This is a genomic window from Rhizobium sp. P38BS-XIX (assembly GCF_012641435.1).
In the GTDB taxonomy this organism is placed as follows: Bacteria; Pseudomonadota; Alphaproteobacteria; order Rhizobiales; family Rhizobiaceae; genus Rhizobium.
This window is the reverse complement of record NZ_JABAIJ010000001.1, coordinates 725752-743318: the sequence shown is the minus strand read 5'-3', so window position 1 is coordinate 743318 and position 17567 is coordinate 725752. Positions and strand designations below refer to the sequence as shown.

The window sequence follows — 17567 nt, the reverse complement described above, 5'->3', positions numbered from 1 at the left end:
AAGGAAAAATGACGGTTCCACGACCATGCGCAAGCTTATCCGGCTTCAATGGGTGAACATCCTCAGAAAAGCGGCTCTTCGTAGACCGCTTTTCCATCGAGAAGCAGGCTTCTGATGACCGCTGAGCCGCTCGATGAGACGCGAGCGGCAATCGCGACCCGATTGTCGTTGCGTGCATTTTCGAGATCGTGGCCTTGGCCCTCCGGCACATAATAGCGCTCGATGCCGTAGTTCACGGAGATGGCCTCGGCTCGATAGACAGGATCGTCGTAGAAGACGTAATTGAAAGGCAGGCTTTTCAGCACGACGGTGTCAGGCTTCGTCTCGAGCGTGCCAAAAGACGATTCGACGATGCCCCAGTAGCCGTCATCCTGCTTTTTCAGGCGAACCGAAAGCACCTGGTTGTCCAAACTCTTGTTTGGCGGTCCATCGGTGAGCGACGCGGCGGGAACCCGGGAGATATCGTAATTCAAGATCACATAGTCGCCGCGCAGGAGATCGCGCGGATCGACGGGCGCCGTCTTCAGCAAGACCTCGGTGCCGCTTCGCAATCCCCAGGCACGCTCGCCGACCATATACCCCAGGACTGCCGTCTGCAGAAGCGCGACAACAAGCGCCGCGATCCAGACCCGAGAGCGATTGCCCACAACAATACTTTTGTCAGCCAAATAGGTCATGCGCGCTTCCCCTGCCCGCCAACTCCGGAAAATCGCCGCTCCAACCGGATGACCACGCCGGCGGCAGCGGCCACCAGCAAGCCCGCAATCAGGAAGAAGCCAGCCGTGCCCATGATCGAGCCGATCGTTTCGCTTGCGAGATAGAGAATCTCGCAGGCAAAGACGACATAAGCGAGATAGCGGACCGCGCCATTGTCGCGGCCATTGAGAGCAATTGCGATCACTGAGCTTGCCAACGTCGTAGCGCCGACGAGGATGAGCGGCAACTTGTTCTCCACCCAGACATTGTTCTGGTAAATGCCGTCGGAAATCTCGGCGTGAATCATCAAGAAGCCGATCGCAGCGCCAAGATAGGCGTAAAAGGCCGGCGCAGCTCCTGCCGTGCGAACGAAAGGCGACAGCGGTGAGCCCGGGATGGCGACCAGAAGAAAAGCGGCCATACCGATTGCAGCGAAAAAGATTGCCGCATTCAGGCTTTCGTTATGGCCAAATAACCAAGTCAGCCAGCCCAGGAGCATGAGGTAGGCCAAATGTCGCGCACTCGGCGCGCCGACATGCCGGACGAGCGCAATGAGCACGACCGCCATCAATGGCGGCATCCACGGCATGGTGCCATACCAGTCATCGAAGTGATCCGATAAATACACACCGCAAAATGCCCAGGCGAGAAAGCCGGCGAGCCCGACTTGCGCACTGGAGCGATAAAGCACTGCCACGACGCAGGCCGCGGCAAACCAGATCAGCACCATCGTCAGTTCGTCGCCCGACAGATTGTACATCTGTCCGACCAGCGCCATGGCGCCGCCAAAACTCAAGGTCCCGAGAATGAGAAGGGCCGAAGCCAATATCGAGCGCCCCACGGTCAACAGATGAGCGGCGCCAAAATAGAAGGCCCAGATCATGACAACCAGCCCTGTGAGGCGGGCAACTCTCGGAATTGCCTCCCAATTGGCGGAGATGAAAAGCAGAATGGCCAAGCCGAAAAGCACAGCCGCGATGATCGTCAGCACACCGCCCGCACTGAAGCTCGTTTCACGGCTATCATACTCGCGAAGCACCGCCTCCGCCGAAGAGGCATCGACAATGCCCTTTTCGACCCAGATTTTCAGATCCCGTTCCAGCCTGCCCCTGTACATTCCGGCTCCTTGATCGCGACTCCCGTGAAAACAAGAGTTAGCACAGATCGACATGCAATCGATGCGGGTCGCGACAGTTTTGCAACTGCTCCGGCGCGCGCAATCTTGTTCCTCATTAATACGCCATTAATCGTTCATTCAGTATTATAGGACCCGGTATTTCGATACCTATGCAAGACATGCGCACAAGACATATCTCCCATGAAATTATTGCGCTGCACAAAATCAAAAAGTCATACTATTAATGGATCAACAAACACGGCGATGGCGAGCCGTGGCGGCGCGAGCCGGATGAGCCTGGGGAGCAATATCCCGACACCGAATTCGGAGCTGCACACTCCTCCTCCCAGTGCGCTCCGATAGATTGACGACACTCCTCCTCCCAGTCGTCGATCATCCAAAATGACGCCCACCGCATCCTCCTCCCGCGGTGGGCGTTATTTTTTTACCCACTTAAATCGGTTTACATCCGCCAAACGCAGATTTTGGCCGTGCGCGTCGATGACGCAGCATGCAAGGGCGATCGGGCAATCATTCATCGAACGAGACCCTCGATACGATGCTGCGACCCACCCGAAAACCGCAAGGCTGGCGAAAACGTGTCCGATTGTGGGCAACCCCGCAGATACCCCGGGAAACGTCGGCGCAAGGCTGATATGGCCGACTTTGCCCCATTCTTGCTTCAGCCGTGATATGCACATAAAGCAGCCATCTCCTTAGGCAGATCGCCCGCAAGGCGTGCACTTCATGCATAGGTGACATGATGCTTTGGCGCTTTTTAGTTTTCGCGCCGCAGCATATATAAACATCCATCAGATCGAAGACGGAACCAATCGTGGAACCGCTCGACACCGGATCCTCGAAAGGGACTACAATGAACCTGACCCGCTCTTTCAATAACTGGCGCAAGTATCGTCAGACCGTTAGCGAACTCGGCCGTATGAGCTCGCGTGAACTGCACGACCTCGGCATCGACCGCGCCGACATCCATCGCGTTGCACGCGAAGCCACCGGCCGCTAATAGCCAAGCCGGATAGGCTTCGCCAACAGCGAAAGCCTTATCAACGCCCGTTGCGGACCGCCGCGACGGGCGTTCTTTTTTGTCCTTTGTGCATCGCAACATAAAGCTGCTCGTGTCGAGCCAATCGCTCCACGCAGATCACACATTTTTTGAGCAATGGCCGCTTTTTAGGCGTCATATTGCACAAACGCATAGCAGACGCCTTTTATTTGCACTGCACAATATACGCGCTCGAGCATATATAGATCTCAATCGCTGAGGCGGTAATCGTACCGCCCGCAAACAAGATACCGAGGACAAGATCATGAACCCGATTCGCATTGCCAAGAACTGGATCAGCTACCGCCGCACTCTGAACGAACTCGGCAACCTCTCCAGCCAGACCCTGTCGGACATCGGCGTCAGCCGTTACGAAATCCGCGACATCGCTTCCCGCTCTTTCCGTTAATCGATACGGATCGAGCAGACTGCTTCAAGACGGCGCCTTTCGGCGCCGTTTTTGATTCCAGCCCTCGCAAAGCAATTGGATCGCCGCCCTGCCCGTGATAATGACGCGCGCATGACACAGACCAACTCTCATTCCCCAATCCACATCATCGGCGGCGGCCTCGCCGGCTCGGAAGCTGCCTGGCAGGTCGCCAGCGCCGGCGTCCCGGTCATCCTTCATGAGATGCGCGGCGTGCGCGGCACCGAGGCGCACAAGACCGACGACCTCGCCGAGCTTGTCTGCTCCAACTCCTTCCGCTCCGACGACGCTACAAGCAATGCCGTCGGCGTCATCCATGCCGAAATGCGTTTGGCCGGTTCCCTGATCATGGCATGCGCGGACCGGCATCAGGTGCCGGCGGGCGGGGCGCTTGCAGTGGATCGCGACGGGTTTTCGGCTGCGGTGACACAGGCAATCGCGAGCCATCCTCTGATCACCGTGGTCCGAGAGGAAATTCAGGGCCTGCCGCCCACGGAATGGGATCAGGCAATCATTGCTACCGGCCCACTGACGGCGCCGGGGCTTGCAAGCGCCATCCAGGCCGAGACCGGTGCGGATGCACTGGCCTTTTTCGATGCCATCGCGCCGATCGTCTATCGCGAGAGCATCAACATGGACGTCTGCTGGTATCAGTCGCGCTACGATAAGGTCGGACCGGGCGGTACGGGCAAGGATTATATCAACTGCCCGATGGACGAAGCTCAGTATAAGGCCTTCATAGATGCCCTGATCGCCGGCGATGCCGTCGGTTTCAAGGAGTGGGAAGGCACGCCCTATTTCGATGGCTGCCTGCCGATCGAAGTCATGGCTGAGCGTGGGCGCGAAACGTTGCGCCATGGCCCGATGAAGCCGATGGGTCTGACGAACTCCCATAATCCTACCGTCAAGGCCTATGCGGTCGTGCAGCTGCGCCAGGACAATGCGCTCGGCACGCTCTACAACATGGTCGGCTTCCAGACGAAATTGAAATACGGTGCTCAGGCAGAGATCTTCCGGTTGATTCCCGGCCTCGAGAATGCCGAGTTCGCTCGGCTCGGCGGTCTCCACCGCAACACCTACATCAATTCCCCGACCCTGCTCGATCGTTCGCTGGTGCTGAAGTCGCGGCCAGGCCTGCGCTTTGCAGGCCAGATCACCGGCTGCGAAGGCTATGTCGAAAGTGCCAGCATCGGCTTGCTCGCCGGCCGCTTCGCTGCGGCCGAGCGCAAGGGAGAGGCAGCGTCGCTGCCGCCGGCCACGACAGCGCTCGGATCGCTGCTGAACCACATCACGGGCGGCCATATCGTTTCGGACGAAGAGCCGGGCAAGCGCTCCTTCCAGCCCATGAACATCAATTTCGGATTGTTCCCCGAGCTGGCGCCGGGCTCCATCGTCAAGCCGGAAGGCATCAAGCGCTTTCGCGGCAAGGACAAGACGATCATGAAGCGTCAGCTCATTGCGAAGCGCGCCCTTGCCGACTGCGCGCAATGGCTCGGCGTTCAGGCACCCGTGCTTGCGGAAAGTGCCTGAAACCTCGGCGGTTTCTAAGGTTCAGGCCTTGCCCGGCGGTGGTGTCAGATATTCGAGCTTGGAGTCGTTGCTGGCGACATAGTTGCCGAGCAGCCAAAGCGAGACTTCCGCGGCTTCCGCCGGCGTCTTGAACTCGTATGTACCATTGTGATGCGGCACATCCAGAAAATCGACGGTCAGACCGTTACCGGATGCCGAGGTCTTGGCACGCGCGCGACCGGGCTCGATCAGATGGACGCTGAAGTGATTGCGCACATTGCGCATGAAGCCGGCCTTATCGTCATGCAGGCGCACGAACACCGCTTGCCCGTCCGCTGTCGTTTGCAGCTGACGAATAGCCTCCGTCGGGAAGGCGCGGCCGAATTCGAAAATGGCAAGACCGGTATCGTGCAGGCCGTCTTCCTTATTACGAGACGCCATACGCGTCGCGTAGAAGGCAAAAAAGACCACGATCGCAAACAGTATGCACCAGACGACAATACCCACGGCAGATCCCCCAGAAATGCAAATCAAGTGCCCGCCATCTCCCTATACGCCGAGACTTGCGCGAGCGTGTCGTATTTTAGATTTTCTTTGTAATAGAGGCCAGCGCCATGCGCATCTGCCGGCGCCATTGCGGTAGAGCCAGGGAACGGTCAAAAAGCCCTGCTCCGAGCGCCTGCGCCTTTTTGAGAATAGGTTCAGCCAAGGTGGCCGGCAGAAAAGCTGCAAAAACCTGAGCAGGTATGCTGCCTGCCGCCCTCGCCTTGGCCAGATGCTCGCGGCCAAGGCCGGCAAATGCCTCGATTGCGGCTGAAATCCGCGGACGATCCTCGCCAGCCAGAAACGCATCGCGATCGAGACCCGTTGCCGCCAGGATTTCCACCGGCAGGTAGAGCTGCCCGCGATGGCGATTAAGGGGCATCAGCAACAGCAGCCCGGCAATGGCCTGCGCAACGCCGGCATGGCCTGCAGCCTCGGCGGACTGCTTCGCCTCTTCCGGAGACAGGACAAGACTTGCAAGCTGGATAAGCGCAGATGCCGTTTCACCGGCATAGCCCTCCAGATTGCCGCGGGTCTCCATCGGATCGTCATAGAGATCGAAGATGCGCGCGTCGATCATGTCGATCAGCGTCTGTCGCGGCAAACGATATTGCTCGATTGCCGTCAGAAGCTCGGAGGCAATGGGATTGGCTTCGCTTGATCCGTGCGCCTGCCCTTCCAGAAGATCGCGCCAATACTGCATCCGCACCTCGCCAGGCAACGGCTCGTGCACGAGATCGCGCACACGCGCCAGTTCGGCATTGAAGGCATAGAGCGCGGCAAGCGCCGGGCGTTTCTCTTCAGGTGCAAGCAGGCATGCGAGATAGCGATCGCGATCTGTGTCGCGCAGCGTGGCAAGGCAGATGTCCCGATTGCTTCGGGGCGCGGCGGTCGTCGTCATAGATGGGATCCAAAATCAGACGGCGATCAGCGCCGCAGCAACGGCACGCGATTCGGCGAGCATGATGTTGAAGGTCCGCACAGCTGCGCCGGTGCTCATCGGGTCCGACGAAATCTGCTTGCCTCGCAGAACAGCCTTCAACTCCGCGGGCAGCGGACGCAGCTCCGTGCCGGTACCGACAAGCAGCACTTCGATCTCCGCCGCCTCGTCGAGAACCCTCTGGAAGCGATCCGGCGTCAGTGCATCGCCCTGCAGCATGTCCCAACCATAGATGCCCGAAGGCAAGCACAGCAGCGAACCGCGATGCGACATATCGGCAAAGCGGAAGCCGCCGTTGCCGTAAGCGTCGATCGGTGCGCGACCCGGAAAATGCGCGTTACGGATTTCTATTCCTTTAGCCAATGTATCACACCGCTGGTTTGCCTGACTGAATGTCACCGGCCGCGGGCCCATTGCTTTCGCCGCCGGTCTGGAACTTGTCCGGACGCAGCTTGAACAGGATCAGCACGGGCGCCGCAATATAAATCGACGAAAAAGTGCCGACCGCGACACCAAAAAGCAGCACGAAGGTGAACGCACGGATCACTTCGCCGCCAAAGATATAAAGTGCGAGCAGCGCAAGCAGTGTCGTCGCCGATGTCAGTATGGTCCGCGATAGTGTCTGATTGATGGAGGCATCAATCAGGATCGGGAGCGGCATCTGCGAGTAGCGCTTGAGGTTTCCGCGCATGCGGTCATAGACCACAACGGTATCGTTCAGGGAATAGCCGACAATCGTCAAAATGGCGGCGATGCCGGTCATGTTGAATTCCATGCCGGTAAGAACGAAAAGGCCGAGCGTGAGGATGACGTCGTGCAGCGTTGCGATAATCGCGCCGACGGCAAACTGCCACTCGAACCGCAGCCAGATGTAGAGAAGAATCGCCACGAGCGCCGCCAGAACCGCGAGCGAGGCCGTCGTGGTGATCTCACCGGACACGGACGGCCCGACCACTTCGACGCGTGAAAAGTCGTAATCCTTGCTCAGCTCTTCGCGTACGAGGGTTACGGCGGATTGCTCCGCGTTCTCACCGCCCTCCTGGGCGTGGACACGGATACGCGCGCCCAGGCGATCGGCCAGCCGCTCGACCTGCACGTCACCGGGAATGACATCCTGAAGGCGGGTCTCGATATTGGCCGGGTCGGCAACGCCCTGTTTGGCGCGGACTTCGATGATGGAGCCGCCGACAAAATCGATGCCGAGATGCATCCCGATCGTCGCAAACGCTAGAAGCGTCGCGACCGACAGAGCTGCCGATACCGTAAACGTATAGCGGCGGATCCCCATGAACCGGATATTGGCGTTATCGAAAATGCCGCTGCGGACACCCACGAGCAGCGTGCGCGGTTTGCGCCGCGAGATCCACATATTGATGATCGATCGCGTCACGAAGCAGGACGTGAAGAATGTGGTGAAGACGCCGACGATCAGCGTCGCGGCAAAACCGCGAACCGCGCCGCTGCTGATATAAAACAGAATGGCGGCGACGATGAGCACGGTAATATTGGCGTCAGCGACCGTAGCGGCCGCCCTGTTGAAGCCGTGGCGCAGCGCATCGACGAGAAGATGGGTCTTTTTCTCCTCCTCACGCACGCGCTCGTAAATCAGGACGAGAGCGTCGAGCCCGATGCCGATGATCAGGACGATTGCGGCGACACCCGGCAGGGTCAGCGCGATACCCAGCAATCCCATGATCGCGACGACCATGACGATGTTGACGATCAGTGCGATGGCAGCCGCTATCCCGAGCAAGCGATAGAAGCCGATCATCAATATCGTCACGAAAATGGCGGCTGCGATGCAGGCAATGATGCCATAGCGAGCCGTCTCGCCACCAAGGCCGGGCTGTATGGTGCGCTCTTCCACCGTCGTCAGCGTTGCCGGCAGAGGCCCGCTCTTGATCATGACGGCAAGATCCTGCGCGCCCTGCGCGGTGAAATCGCCTGGAATATCGACTTCACCGGTCGCGATGACGGTTTTCAGCGATGCGGCGGACAAGACCTGATCGTCAAGAACGACGACGATGACCCGCCCGAGATTGCTTGCCGTCGTCTGCGCAAAGCGATGCGTTGCTTCCGGTGTCAGCTTGGTGGAAACCGTTCCGTCGCTGTTCTGGCTGTTGACGGCGGCGGAAGCGCCGGCGAAATCCACGTTCGAAAGGATGGGCTGGCGCTGGACGAGGTAGCCGACCGGCGGATCGTCCTCGGAAAACATGACGTCGCTGCCTGCGGGCGGGCGGCCGTTCATGGCGTCCTGAACAGTCATCGATTGGTCGACAAGATGAAAGCTGAGCTTCGCCGGTTGGCCAAGAAGGTTCTTCAGCCGCTGGGGATCGGCGAGATCCGGAACCTGAACGATGATGCGATCGCTCCCCTGTCTGCGGATCAGAGCATCATCCACGCCGAGCTGTGCGATACGATTGCGGATCACCTTGATCGACCGAACGACAGCGGAAGACAGATGGCTATCGATATCCGAATCCGTGATATCGAAGGTCATCGCACCGTTTTCACCCTGCGAGAGGGTCACAACGGGTTTTTCCGAGCCCGAAGTCAACGGTCGCAACGCCGTCAGTGCGGCCTGAAGCTGCGCGGGATCGTTGATGCGAAGCTGGATCTTGCGGCCGGTGCCCGTCAGGCCGGAATAGGCAACATTGACGGTACGCAAGCGGGTTCCGATATCGCCGACGATCGTTTCGAGGCGATCCTTCTCGATGTCGTCTCGCTCGATCTTCAGCAAAAGATGCGAGCCGCCGCGCAGGTCGAGCCCAAGCTCGATCTTTCTATTCGCCCACCAGGAAGGAAGGGAGGAAAGCGCTCGTTCTCCCAATAGATTGGGAACGGCAAGAAGCACGCTCAGGAGAACGGCGAACCAGATCAGGGTGGTCTTCCACCAGGAGACGTGCAGCATCGCTCTCTCGAATTTGGGCTTCCTTACTGCGCCCTGCTTTCCGTAAGGATTGCGGAGGGCGCAGTAACACCTTGAATTTGCGCACAGTCCTGCAAGAAAGTCGATCCCGATTTTCGAGAACCTGCGCGCGTCAGACGAGCTGCATAGGCGTCGGAAGCTTACGCAGCGTCAGCCTTGACCGGTTCACCCTTGACGCGAACTTCGGAAATCGCGCTGCGGACAACACGGATACGGACACCATCAGCGATTTCAACTTCGAGTTCTTTGTCGTCGATGACCTTCGTCACCTTGCCGACGATACCGCTGGTAACGATCTGGTCGCCGCGACGGATATTCTTCAGGACCTCGTCGCGCTTCTTCGCCTGCGCGCGCTGCGGACGGATGAGGAGGAAATACCAAACGACCATCAGCGGCACAAACAGGATGATCATTTCAAAGCCGGAACCGCCGAAGGCACTCGCGGCCGAATCTGTCGCGCTCTGCGCATATGCGTTGGTGATAAACATCGAGAACTCCCTTGAACTCCCTGCGGGAACGGGGCTCCGCGTCAGGTGGCCGGAATATAGTTACGCGCATGGCGAATGCAACAAAAACAGCCGTCAACCGTACCGTTTTCCCGGCCTCTTAGCCTTTCAGCCCCCGAAGGAGCATGATACCCGGCAAACAGCGCGCGCATTTTACGACTTTCTTGTTCAATATTCAGGAGGAAACGGTGACTGAAGACCAAAACGCCCTGATCCTTGCCGAAGTCCGTCGCCTTGCAGCCGCCGTCGAACGGCTGGCCGGGCCTGCTCCGGCTGTCAACGACTGGAACGCCGCCGACTGCTTTGTCTGGGCTCCTGCCCGGCTGCATTTGCAGCCCGTTCCGCGGCCGAACCGCGTCGCACTCACCCTTATTCGCGGCGTCGATCACGTGCGCGATATTCTGCACGAAAACACGCTCCGCTTTACCGAAGGATTTGCCGCCAACAACGTGTTGCTCTGGGGCGCACGCGGCATGGGCAAATCCTCGCTGGTCAAGGCGGTGCATGAGGATGTGCGCCGCGCCACCGGCGTATCGCTGAAGCTGATCGAGGTGCATCGCGAGGATATCTCCTCCCTGCCGGTGTTGCTCGATATTCTGAAAGCCGCGCCGCATCGTATCATCATCTTCTGCGACGACCTGTCTTTCGACCATGACGATACCGCCTACAAGTCGCTGAAGGCGGCGCTGGACGGTGGCGTCGAGGGACGTCCGGACAATGTGCTGTTCTACGCAACATCGAACCGCCGCCACCTGCTGCCAAGACATATGATGGAAAACGAGCAGTCGACGGCGATCAACCCGTCCGAAGCGGTGGAGGAGAAGGTTTCGCTTTCCGATCGCTTCGGCCTGTGGCTCGGCTTCCACAAGTGCAGTCAGGAAGACTATCTGCAGATGATCGATGCCTATGCCGATCACTTCAAGTTCGAGTTCGACCGCGCCCAGATGCATCACGAGGCATTGGCCTGGGCAACGACGCGCGGCGCGCGTTCGGGCCGCGTGGCCTGGCAGTATATCCAGGATCTCGCCGGACGGTTGCGCATCGTCGTCGATCGGGACTGATCTGCCAGCCTCTGTTCTAAAACGACAAAAAGCCCGGTCATCGCCGGGCTTTTTGCAGAGTCCTTGAGACGCAAAACCTATTCAAGGAACGTCATTGGGTTGATCGGAGCCGAATTCTTACGGACTTCGAAGTGCAGCTGCGGCTGGCTGACATTGCCGCTCATGCCCGAGGTTGCGAGCGTCTGGCCACGTTGAACCTTCTGGCCGCGCGTCACGCTCAGCGCATCGGCATGGCCGTAGACCGTGACCGTGCCGTCGTCGTGGCGAACCAGAACCGTGTTGCCAAGCTCCTTCAGACCGTTGCCGGCATAGATGACGACGCCGTTCTCGGCAGCCTTGACCGGCGTGCCCTCGGGAACGGAGATATCGATACCGTCGTTGCGGCTGCCATTGACGTTGGCGCCGTAACCGGCAATGACCGCGCCGCGAACCGGCCAGCGATATTTGCCGATGCCGGTTGCTTCGGGCGCATCAGCCTGAGCATCGGACTTGGCAGCGTCGTTGATGGACTGGCTTGGCGATGCCGAGGCGACCACCTGCGGCTTTGCGCCATCCGTCTGAGCATCCGCGTGGGCGGCGACTTTTGGTGCCTGCTTGGCGGTGGCAGGTTCTGCGGCCGGGATGGCGCCCGGCTTGGCGGAAACCTTCTGCGGCTCGATAGATGCCGTCTTTACCGGATCTGCAGCGGCAACCGCGCTGTGCGGCAGCACCAGAGCCTGACCGATGCGAACACCGTCACCAGCCTTCATGCCGTTGGCATGCTTCAATTCGGCAACCGATACGCCGCTTTCCTTGGCAATTTTCGCAAGGGAGTCACCCGGCTTGACGACATAGGTGCCTTTCGGGCCTGGGCCTTTGCCGTTACCGGCAGCGAGCTTGTTCGGGTCCGCAAGGCCGGCCTGCGACTTGCCGCGCATCTGACCGCCGGAAGGCAGCGCGAGCGCTTCTTGCTGCGGCGCCTTTGCCGGGCCGGGCATCTTGCCACCTTTCGAGAGATCGGTCGCTTCGGAAGCCATCTTTGCCGGGCTCGATGCACTAGCACCGTTCATCGTCGGGATGATGATCTGCTGGCCAGGCTGAGCGGCCGCACCATTGCGAAGCCCGTTGGCCCGCAAAACTTCCTTTTCAGGAACGCCATAGCGACGTGCGAGCAGCGCAACGTTTTCACCCTGGCGCAACGTGACGCTCGGTGCATTGACGGTCGTCCAACCCGGCGACATCTGCGGCGTTGCAGCGGCAGTCTTGATCGTACCGGTCGACAGATTGTCAGGGGCGAGCGCGGGAGCATTGCGCGAGGCGTTGCCATGCGAGGATGGGAACGGCTGAGCGAGCGCCTCATTTTCCGCCCGCGAGACATTGCGCGGACGAGAAACCTCGGCAGATGCGCCGGGAGGAGCAAGCTCGGACCGCTGGATCGCAACGGGGGCGGCGGATGTGCGGGCGCTGGAGTAGGACGGATTATAACGAGCCGGCGAATTCGGATAGGGTTGCGAAACCGGAGCGCTCTGCTGCGAATAGTCCTGCTGAGCGTAACCGCCGGCCTGAGCGACATCGGCGCGCGGCACCGGATCGCCATCCGGACCATTGAGACTGCGCCGGTTGATAGAACCGGTCGTCACATTGTCCGTGTTTTTAGAGAAGAGCCCGCTGAAGCGGGTCGTGTCTGAACTACAAGCCGTCGCGGTGCTCGCCAGGAGGACGGCCACCACGACTTTCCCTGCCGATTTACCGAAGTTTGAAGAAAGACTGAAACCCATGACTCGACCCACTTAGACGCAACCGATTATGGGGTCGATTAAAGCGCGTTAATCTTACCATGCGGTTAAAGCACTGGTGTCGCATGTGTTTTTTTGAGGAATTGCTAACCATAGAAAAATGAAGCGGCCTTGAAACCCCGTGTTTCAAGGGCTTCAGCCCGAATTGAGCCTCAAAGATAGGAGGCGAGCAGCGGCACGATGGGCTGATATGGAACTTCGAAGAGTTCCTCGCGCTCGAAGCGGCTGCCGGTCTTGGTCAGGCGCACAAGGCGGCACGTGTGCTCATCGATAATCAGTGGGGCTATCATCGAGCCGCCCGAAACCAGCTGCTCGGCATAGAAGCGCGGCATGGTGGTGAAGGCGGCCGTGACCAGGATGCGATCGAAAGTGCCCTCACCCTGCAGCCCGGCGCTTCCATCGGCTTGACGGATGATGACATTGCGCAGACCGAGACTATCCATGCGCTGCTGCGCCATCGTCGTCAGCGTTTTATACCGATCGACGGTCAGGACGCGCTCGACGATTCGGCCCATCACTGCCGCTGTGAAGCCGCTGCCGGTGCCGATTTCAAGAACCCTGTGTCCCGGCTTGATCTTGAGGCCGTGGAGAATGCGAACGACGAGGTCCATGCCTTCCATGAAGGCGCCGCACTCGATGGGTATGGTGCGGCTGGAATAGGCATCGTCGACAAATTGAGCCGGCACGAAAGGCAAGCGCGGCGTCTGCTCGACCGCCGTCATCAGATCGATATCCAAAATGCCTTCCGCCCGCAGCCGCAGAACGACGGCAGCAAAGCCTTCCTTTTCCACCAAGCGAGGTGTCAATCCGCTACTCCATACCGAGCGCCCGCGCCACGCGGTCCTGCGCCGAATAATCCGTCAAATCGAGTTTCAAAGGCGTTACCGAAATGCGATTTTGTTTCAGTGCCTGAATATCGGTCCCCGGACGGAAGATACCGTTGCGTTCGCCAAAGCGAAGCCAGTAGTACGGGAAGCCGCGGCCATCTGCACGCTCCTCGACCTGCACATTGAAGGCGAGATTGCCCTGTGCGGTCACTTCCGTGCCTGCGACCTCATCCGGGCGGCAGTTGGGGAAGTTCAGATTGAGAAAGGTGCCGTCGGGCAAATCGACATTGATGAGCTTGCCGATAAGGGCGGCCGCATGGGTCTCGACCACCTCCCATGGAACGACCCGCGAGCCGTTGTCGTAGACATAGGCCTGGCTTAGCGCGAATGACCGCACGCCCTGCAGCGTTCCCTCGATCGCACCGGCGATGGTTCCGGAATAGGTCACGTCGTCCGCGACGTTCGAACCGGAGTTGACGCCGGACAGAATGAGATCCGGCTTCCTGTCCAGAACCTGGCGGATAGCCATGATAACGCAATCGGTCGGCGTTCCCCGAAGCGCATAATGCTTTTCGGACACTTTGCGCATGCGCAAAGGCTCCGACAGGCTGAGCGAGTGAGCAAGGCCGCTTTGGTCCGTCTCAGGCGCAACAACCCAGACGTCATCAGACAAGGTTCGGGCAATGCGCTCCAATGCAGCCAGTCCTTCGGCGTGGATGCCGTCGTCATTGGTCAGAAGTATACGCATTGATCCACCGCCTGTTTATGCTGCTTTTTCGATCCTCTTCACACCACCCATATATGGCAGCAGTGCGTCGGGGACAGTGACGGAACCGTCGGCGTTCAGATAATTCTCAAGCACGGCGATCAGGCAGCGGCCCACGGCCGTACCGGAGCCGTTCAGCGTATGAACGAACTTCGTGTTCTTGTCTTCTTTACCCCGATAGCGTGCATTCATGCGACGTGCCTGAAAATCACCGCAGACAGAGCAGGACGAGATTTCGCGATAGGTATCCTGCCCCGGCAGCCAGACTTCGAGATCATAGGTCTTGCGCGCGCCAAAGCCCATATCGCCAGTCGATAGCGTCATGACGCGATAATGCAGGCCGAGGCGCTTGAGGACTTCCTCGGCGCAGGCAGTCATCCGCTCGTGCTCGGCAATGGAGCTTTCCGCGTCGGTGATCGACACCAGCTCGCATTTCCAGAACTGATGTTGGCGCAGCATGCCGCGTGTATCGCGACCGGCCGAACCGGCTTCCGAGCGGAAGGACGGGGTCAGCGCCGTGAAGCGGAGGGGGAGCTTCTCCTGATCAAGGATTTCGCCGGAAACGAGATTGGTCAGCGAAACCTCCGCCGTCGGGATAAGCCAGCGACCGTCAGTGGTCCTGAACAGATCCTCGGCAAATTTCGGCAACTGACCGGTTCCGAACATCGCTTCGTCGCGCACCAGTAGAGGCGAGCTGACTTCGGTGTAACCGTGCTCGCCGGTGTGCAGGTCGAGCATGAACTGGCCGAGCGCACGCTCCAGGCGTGCCAACTGCGATGTCAGCACGGTGAAACGCGAGCCGGAAAGCTTCGTGGCCCGCTCGAAATCCATATAGCCGAGCTCTTCGCCGATGTCGTAGTGTTCCTTCGGCGGATGGTTCCAGGTCGGCTTGGCGCCCCAGGCATGCTTGACGACGTTGTCGTGCTCATCCTTGCCGACGGGTACATCCTCAAGCGGAATATTGGGAATGCGTGACAGCGCGTCATGAAGCTCGGCGGTGAGCGTGCGCTCATCTTCCTCGGCCGCGGGCAGCGAGACCTTGATGTCTGCGACCTCGGCCTTCAGCTTCTCGGCAAGCTCGTTGTTCTTCTGTGCCATCGCCGCGCCGATTTCCTTCGAGGCGGTATTGCGGCGGGATTGCATATCCTGGACGGACTGAATGACGGAGCGGCGCTTCTCGTCGAGCGCAATGAGGCTTTGCGACAAAGGCTCCGCACCGCGCTTTGCAAGCGCTGCATCGAAAGCCTCGGCATTCTCACGAATCCATCTGATATCTAGCATCTTCGTTCCAGGTCGTTTGACATGAGTATAACTCCGACCGAAGTCTCGGTCGGAGGTCGAAACGGCAAATTGCTGGAAAGAGGTCGGCTTTTCCTTGCCTAGACGTCGTCCGTCTTGGTGATCTCGGAAGTTTCGCCGCTCTCTTCAAGCGATTGCCGGGTACGCTGGCGCTCCACGAGTCGCGCTGCGTAGATGGAAATCTCGTAGAGAAGGATCGTCGGCAGTGCAAGGCCGATCTGGGACATTGGATCCGGCGGCGTCAGCACGGCAGCAACGATAAAGGCAAAAACGATCGCGAACTTGCGCTTTTGCGCCAGCCAGCTCGAAGTCAGCAAGCCGACGCGTGCAAGCAACGTGGTGATGACTGGAAGCTGGAAGACGAGGCCAAAGGAGAAAACCAGCGTCATGATGAGGCTGAGATACTCCGAGACCTTTGGCATGAGTTGGATGCCGACCTGGCCGTCGCCGCCCGTCTGCTGCATCTTCAGGAAGAACCACATCACCATGGGGGTGAAGAAAAAATAGACGAGCGCAGCACCCATCAGAAACAGGACAGGGGACGCGATCAGAAACGGAAGGAACGCATTGCGCTCGTTCTTGTAGAGGCCGGGTGCCACAAACTTGTAGATCTGTGCAGCAATAATGGGGAACGAAATCACCAGGGCGCCGAACATCGCGACCTTTACCTGGGTGAAAAAGAACTCCTGCGGTGCCGTATAGATCAGCTCGGCCTTCGCAAGGTCGAGATGCGCCCATTCGACAGCCCATTTGTAAGGATAGACCAGATAATTGAAGAGATGCTTCGCCACCGCGAAACACGCGATGAAGGCAATGAAGAAAGACACCAGCGACCAGATGAGCCGCGTGCGCAATTCCATAAGGTGTTCGATAAGCGGCTGCGGCTTATCGTCGATATCACCCGTCATGCCTGGTCCTTCTTCTTGGGCGTTTTAGGCGCTGTCTTGCTGGCTGCAGCACGCGTCCTGGGAGCTGGAGGCGTCTTTTCTACAGCGGCGACAGCCGCGGTCTTGCGCGGGGCACGCTTCGGTTTTTCCGTAACGACGGTGGTCTGAACGGCAGCTGCGGCAACATCGTCTGCTTTTGCGACCGGGTTTGGCCGCGGCTTTCGTACCGCCTTCGGCTTGGAGACCGCCTCGCCGGCAGCAAGGTTGCTCGCGACAGCTTCTGCCTGAGGAGCAGGCGCGATTACGGGAGCCGGACTGCTGGGCGCGGACGTCGCCGAAAGGGCCTCCGGCAAACCGGACGAAACGCCGGGAACGGGCTCGGAGGGCAACGGCGTTGCTGCAGGGGCCGCCTTTTCAGTCGTGGTCGAACGTTGCAGATCGGCCTTGATCTCGTCACCCATCTGGCGAAGCGGGTTCATCGCCTCCCGCAAAGAGTTCATGGGATTGAGTTTCTGGGCGTCAGCTATCGTCTGGCGTACATCGTCAAGCTCCGCCTCGCGCATTGCTTCGTCGAACTGCGCGCGGAAATCGCCGGCCACTTTCCTGGCCCGCGCCGTCATCTTGCCGATTGTCCGCAATGTCGCCGGCAGTTCCTTCGGGCCGATGACCACCAGGGCCACGACGGCAATAATCACCAGCTCCGACCAGCCTATATCGAACATGCAAAGGCTCCTGGGCGCACAGCTAGCCTGACGGCCTCTGCTTGCCCGACATGATTACTTCGTTTCGTCAGCCTTGTGCTCGACGGTACGGGACGTCGTCGAGGCCTGCGGCGAAGTATCGTCGTCGTCGTTCATGCCCTTTTTGAAGCTCTTGATGCCCTTGGCAACATCACCCATCAGCTCCGGGATCTTCCCACGGCCGAACAACAACAGCGCGATGGCCAGGACGATGAGCCAGTGCCATATGCTTAGAGAACCCATTGCGATAACTCCCAATTTCAATGTCTTCACGATGTAAGACGTTTATTGATGTTTTTCAAACACCAAAATTTACTGCATCCACACGCATATCAAGACGGGGACGCCGATAAACAGCGACCAAACGTCTCCGATACGAGAGGATGATTTTTATATTTGCATGTGCTGATGGCGAAAGAGAGACTAACCGGCGACTTTCGAAAGAAATTCGTCGCCAAGACATCACTCTCCTGTTCAAACGGAAG

The 17567-nt window shown here is 59.1% G+C and carries 18 protein-coding genes; 4 read left to right on the top strand and 14 right to left on the bottom strand.

The genetic code is table 11. The features are described from left to right. Nucleotides 1-62: 62 nt before the first annotated feature. Together HGP17_RS03620 and HGP17_RS03615 are read right to left on the bottom strand one after the other, a co-directional pair. On the bottom strand, nt 63-677 hold the full coding sequence (locus HGP17_RS03620) for a GDYXXLXY domain-containing protein (protein ID WP_168806006.1): 615 nt from the start codon (nt 675-677) through the stop codon (nt 63-65). Beyond that, nucleotides 674-1813: a DUF2157 domain-containing protein gene (locus tag HGP17_RS03615; RefSeq protein WP_168806004.1), complete on the bottom strand. Its 1140-nt coding sequence runs from the start codon at nt 1811-1813 to the stop codon at nt 674-676. Before HGP17_RS03615 ends, HGP17_RS03620 begins: the two co-directional genes overlap by 4 nt. A gap of 874 nt (nt 1814-2687) precedes the next feature. Here HGP17_RS03615 and HGP17_RS03610 point away from each other — a divergent pair. The 3 genes from HGP17_RS03610 to trmFO all read left to right on the top strand — a co-directional run bounded on the left by HGP17_RS03610 (nt 2688) and on the right by trmFO (nt 4830). Beyond that, nucleotides 2688-2834 (top strand): DUF1127 domain-containing protein, encoded by a 147-nt coding sequence (locus HGP17_RS03610; protein WP_168806002.1) that lies wholly within the window; start codon nt 2688-2690, stop codon nt 2832-2834. A gap of 304 nt (nt 2835-3138) precedes the next feature. Next, entirely contained in the window at nt 3139-3282 is a 144-nt protein-coding gene (locus HGP17_RS33890; RefSeq protein WP_168806000.1) for a DUF1127 domain-containing protein, read from the top strand. A 111-nt stretch (nt 3283-3393) separates the two neighbouring features. Next, nucleotides 3394-4830 (top strand): methylenetetrahydrofolate--tRNA-(uracil(54)-C(5))-methyltransferase (FADH(2)-oxidizing) TrmFO, encoded by a 1437-nt coding sequence (gene trmFO / locus HGP17_RS03600; RefSeq protein WP_168805998.1) that lies wholly within the window; start codon nt 3394-3396, stop codon nt 4828-4830. A 21-nt stretch (nt 4831-4851) separates the two neighbouring features. On the opposite strand, the gene HGP17_RS03595 is transcribed toward trmFO, so the two are convergent. The 5 genes from HGP17_RS03595 to yajC form a co-directional block, all read right to left on the bottom strand. After that, complete coding sequence (locus HGP17_RS03595; RefSeq protein ID WP_168805996.1) at nt 4852-5316, bottom strand: hypothetical protein; 465 nt, start codon at nt 5314-5316, stop codon at nt 4852-4854. A gap of 76 nt (nt 5317-5392) precedes the next feature. Then, a complete protein-coding gene (locus HGP17_RS03590; protein ID WP_168805994.1) occupies nt 5393-6253 on the bottom strand; it encodes a phytoene/squalene synthase family protein in 861 nt (286 codons plus the stop codon). A 15-nt stretch (nt 6254-6268) separates the two neighbouring features. Beyond that, on the bottom strand, nt 6269-6655 hold the full coding sequence (locus HGP17_RS03585) for an Mth938-like domain-containing protein (RefSeq protein ID WP_168805992.1): 387 nt from the start codon (nt 6653-6655) through the stop codon (nt 6269-6271). 4 nt (nt 6656-6659) lie between these two features. Beyond that, on the bottom strand, nt 6660-9203 hold the full coding sequence (secDF, locus tag HGP17_RS03580; protein ID WP_168805990.1) for a protein translocase subunit SecDF: 2544 nt from the start codon (nt 9201-9203) through the stop codon (nt 6660-6662). Between the two features lie 158 nt (nt 9204-9361). Further along, a complete protein-coding gene (gene yajC / locus HGP17_RS03575; RefSeq protein ID WP_168805988.1) occupies nt 9362-9709 on the bottom strand; it encodes a preprotein translocase subunit YajC in 348 nt (115 codons plus the stop codon). A gap of 206 nt (nt 9710-9915) precedes the next feature. Between yajC and HGP17_RS03570 the strand changes: the two genes are divergently transcribed. Beyond that, nucleotides 9916-10788, top strand: a complete 873-nt coding sequence (locus tag HGP17_RS03570) for an ATP-binding protein (protein WP_168805986.1) — start codon at nt 9916-9918, stop codon at nt 10786-10788. Between the two features lie 77 nt (nt 10789-10865). On the opposite strand, the gene HGP17_RS03565 is transcribed toward HGP17_RS03570, so the two are convergent. The 7 genes from HGP17_RS03565 to HGP17_RS03535 all read right to left on the bottom strand — a co-directional run bounded on the left by HGP17_RS03565 (nt 10866) and on the right by HGP17_RS03535 (nt 17325). Further along, entirely contained in the window at nt 10866-12545 is a 1680-nt protein-coding gene (locus HGP17_RS03565; protein ID WP_168805984.1) for a peptidoglycan DD-metalloendopeptidase family protein, read from the bottom strand. 170 nt (nt 12546-12715) lie between these two features. Next, the gene (locus HGP17_RS03560) at nt 12716-13369 is read right to left on the bottom strand and encodes a protein-L-isoaspartate(D-aspartate) O-methyltransferase (protein ID WP_168805982.1); all 654 of its coding nucleotides are present in this window, start codon (nt 13367-13369) and stop codon (nt 12716-12718) included. 4 nt (nt 13370-13373) lie between these two features. After that, a complete protein-coding gene (gene surE / locus HGP17_RS03555) occupies nt 13374-14138 on the bottom strand; it encodes a 5'/3'-nucleotidase SurE (RefSeq protein WP_168805980.1) in 765 nt (254 codons plus the stop codon). A 15-nt stretch (nt 14139-14153) separates the two neighbouring features. Beyond that, nucleotides 14154-15437, bottom strand: a complete 1284-nt coding sequence (serS, locus tag HGP17_RS03550) for a serine--tRNA ligase (RefSeq protein ID WP_168805978.1) — start codon at nt 15435-15437, stop codon at nt 14154-14156. A 98-nt stretch (nt 15438-15535) separates the two neighbouring features. Beyond that, on the bottom strand, nt 15536-16363 hold the full coding sequence (gene tatC, locus HGP17_RS03545) for a twin-arginine translocase subunit TatC (RefSeq protein ID WP_168805976.1): 828 nt from the start codon (nt 16361-16363) through the stop codon (nt 15536-15538). Further along, entirely contained in the window at nt 16360-17064 is a 705-nt protein-coding gene (gene tatB, locus HGP17_RS03540; RefSeq protein ID WP_168805974.1) for a Sec-independent protein translocase protein TatB, read from the bottom strand. Before tatB ends, tatC begins: the two co-directional genes overlap by 4 nt. A gap of 54 nt (nt 17065-17118) precedes the next feature. Continuing rightward, entirely contained in the window at nt 17119-17325 is a 207-nt protein-coding gene (locus tag HGP17_RS03535) for a twin-arginine translocase TatA/TatE family subunit (RefSeq protein WP_168805972.1), read from the bottom strand. Nucleotides 17326-17567 lie beyond the last annotated feature (242 nt).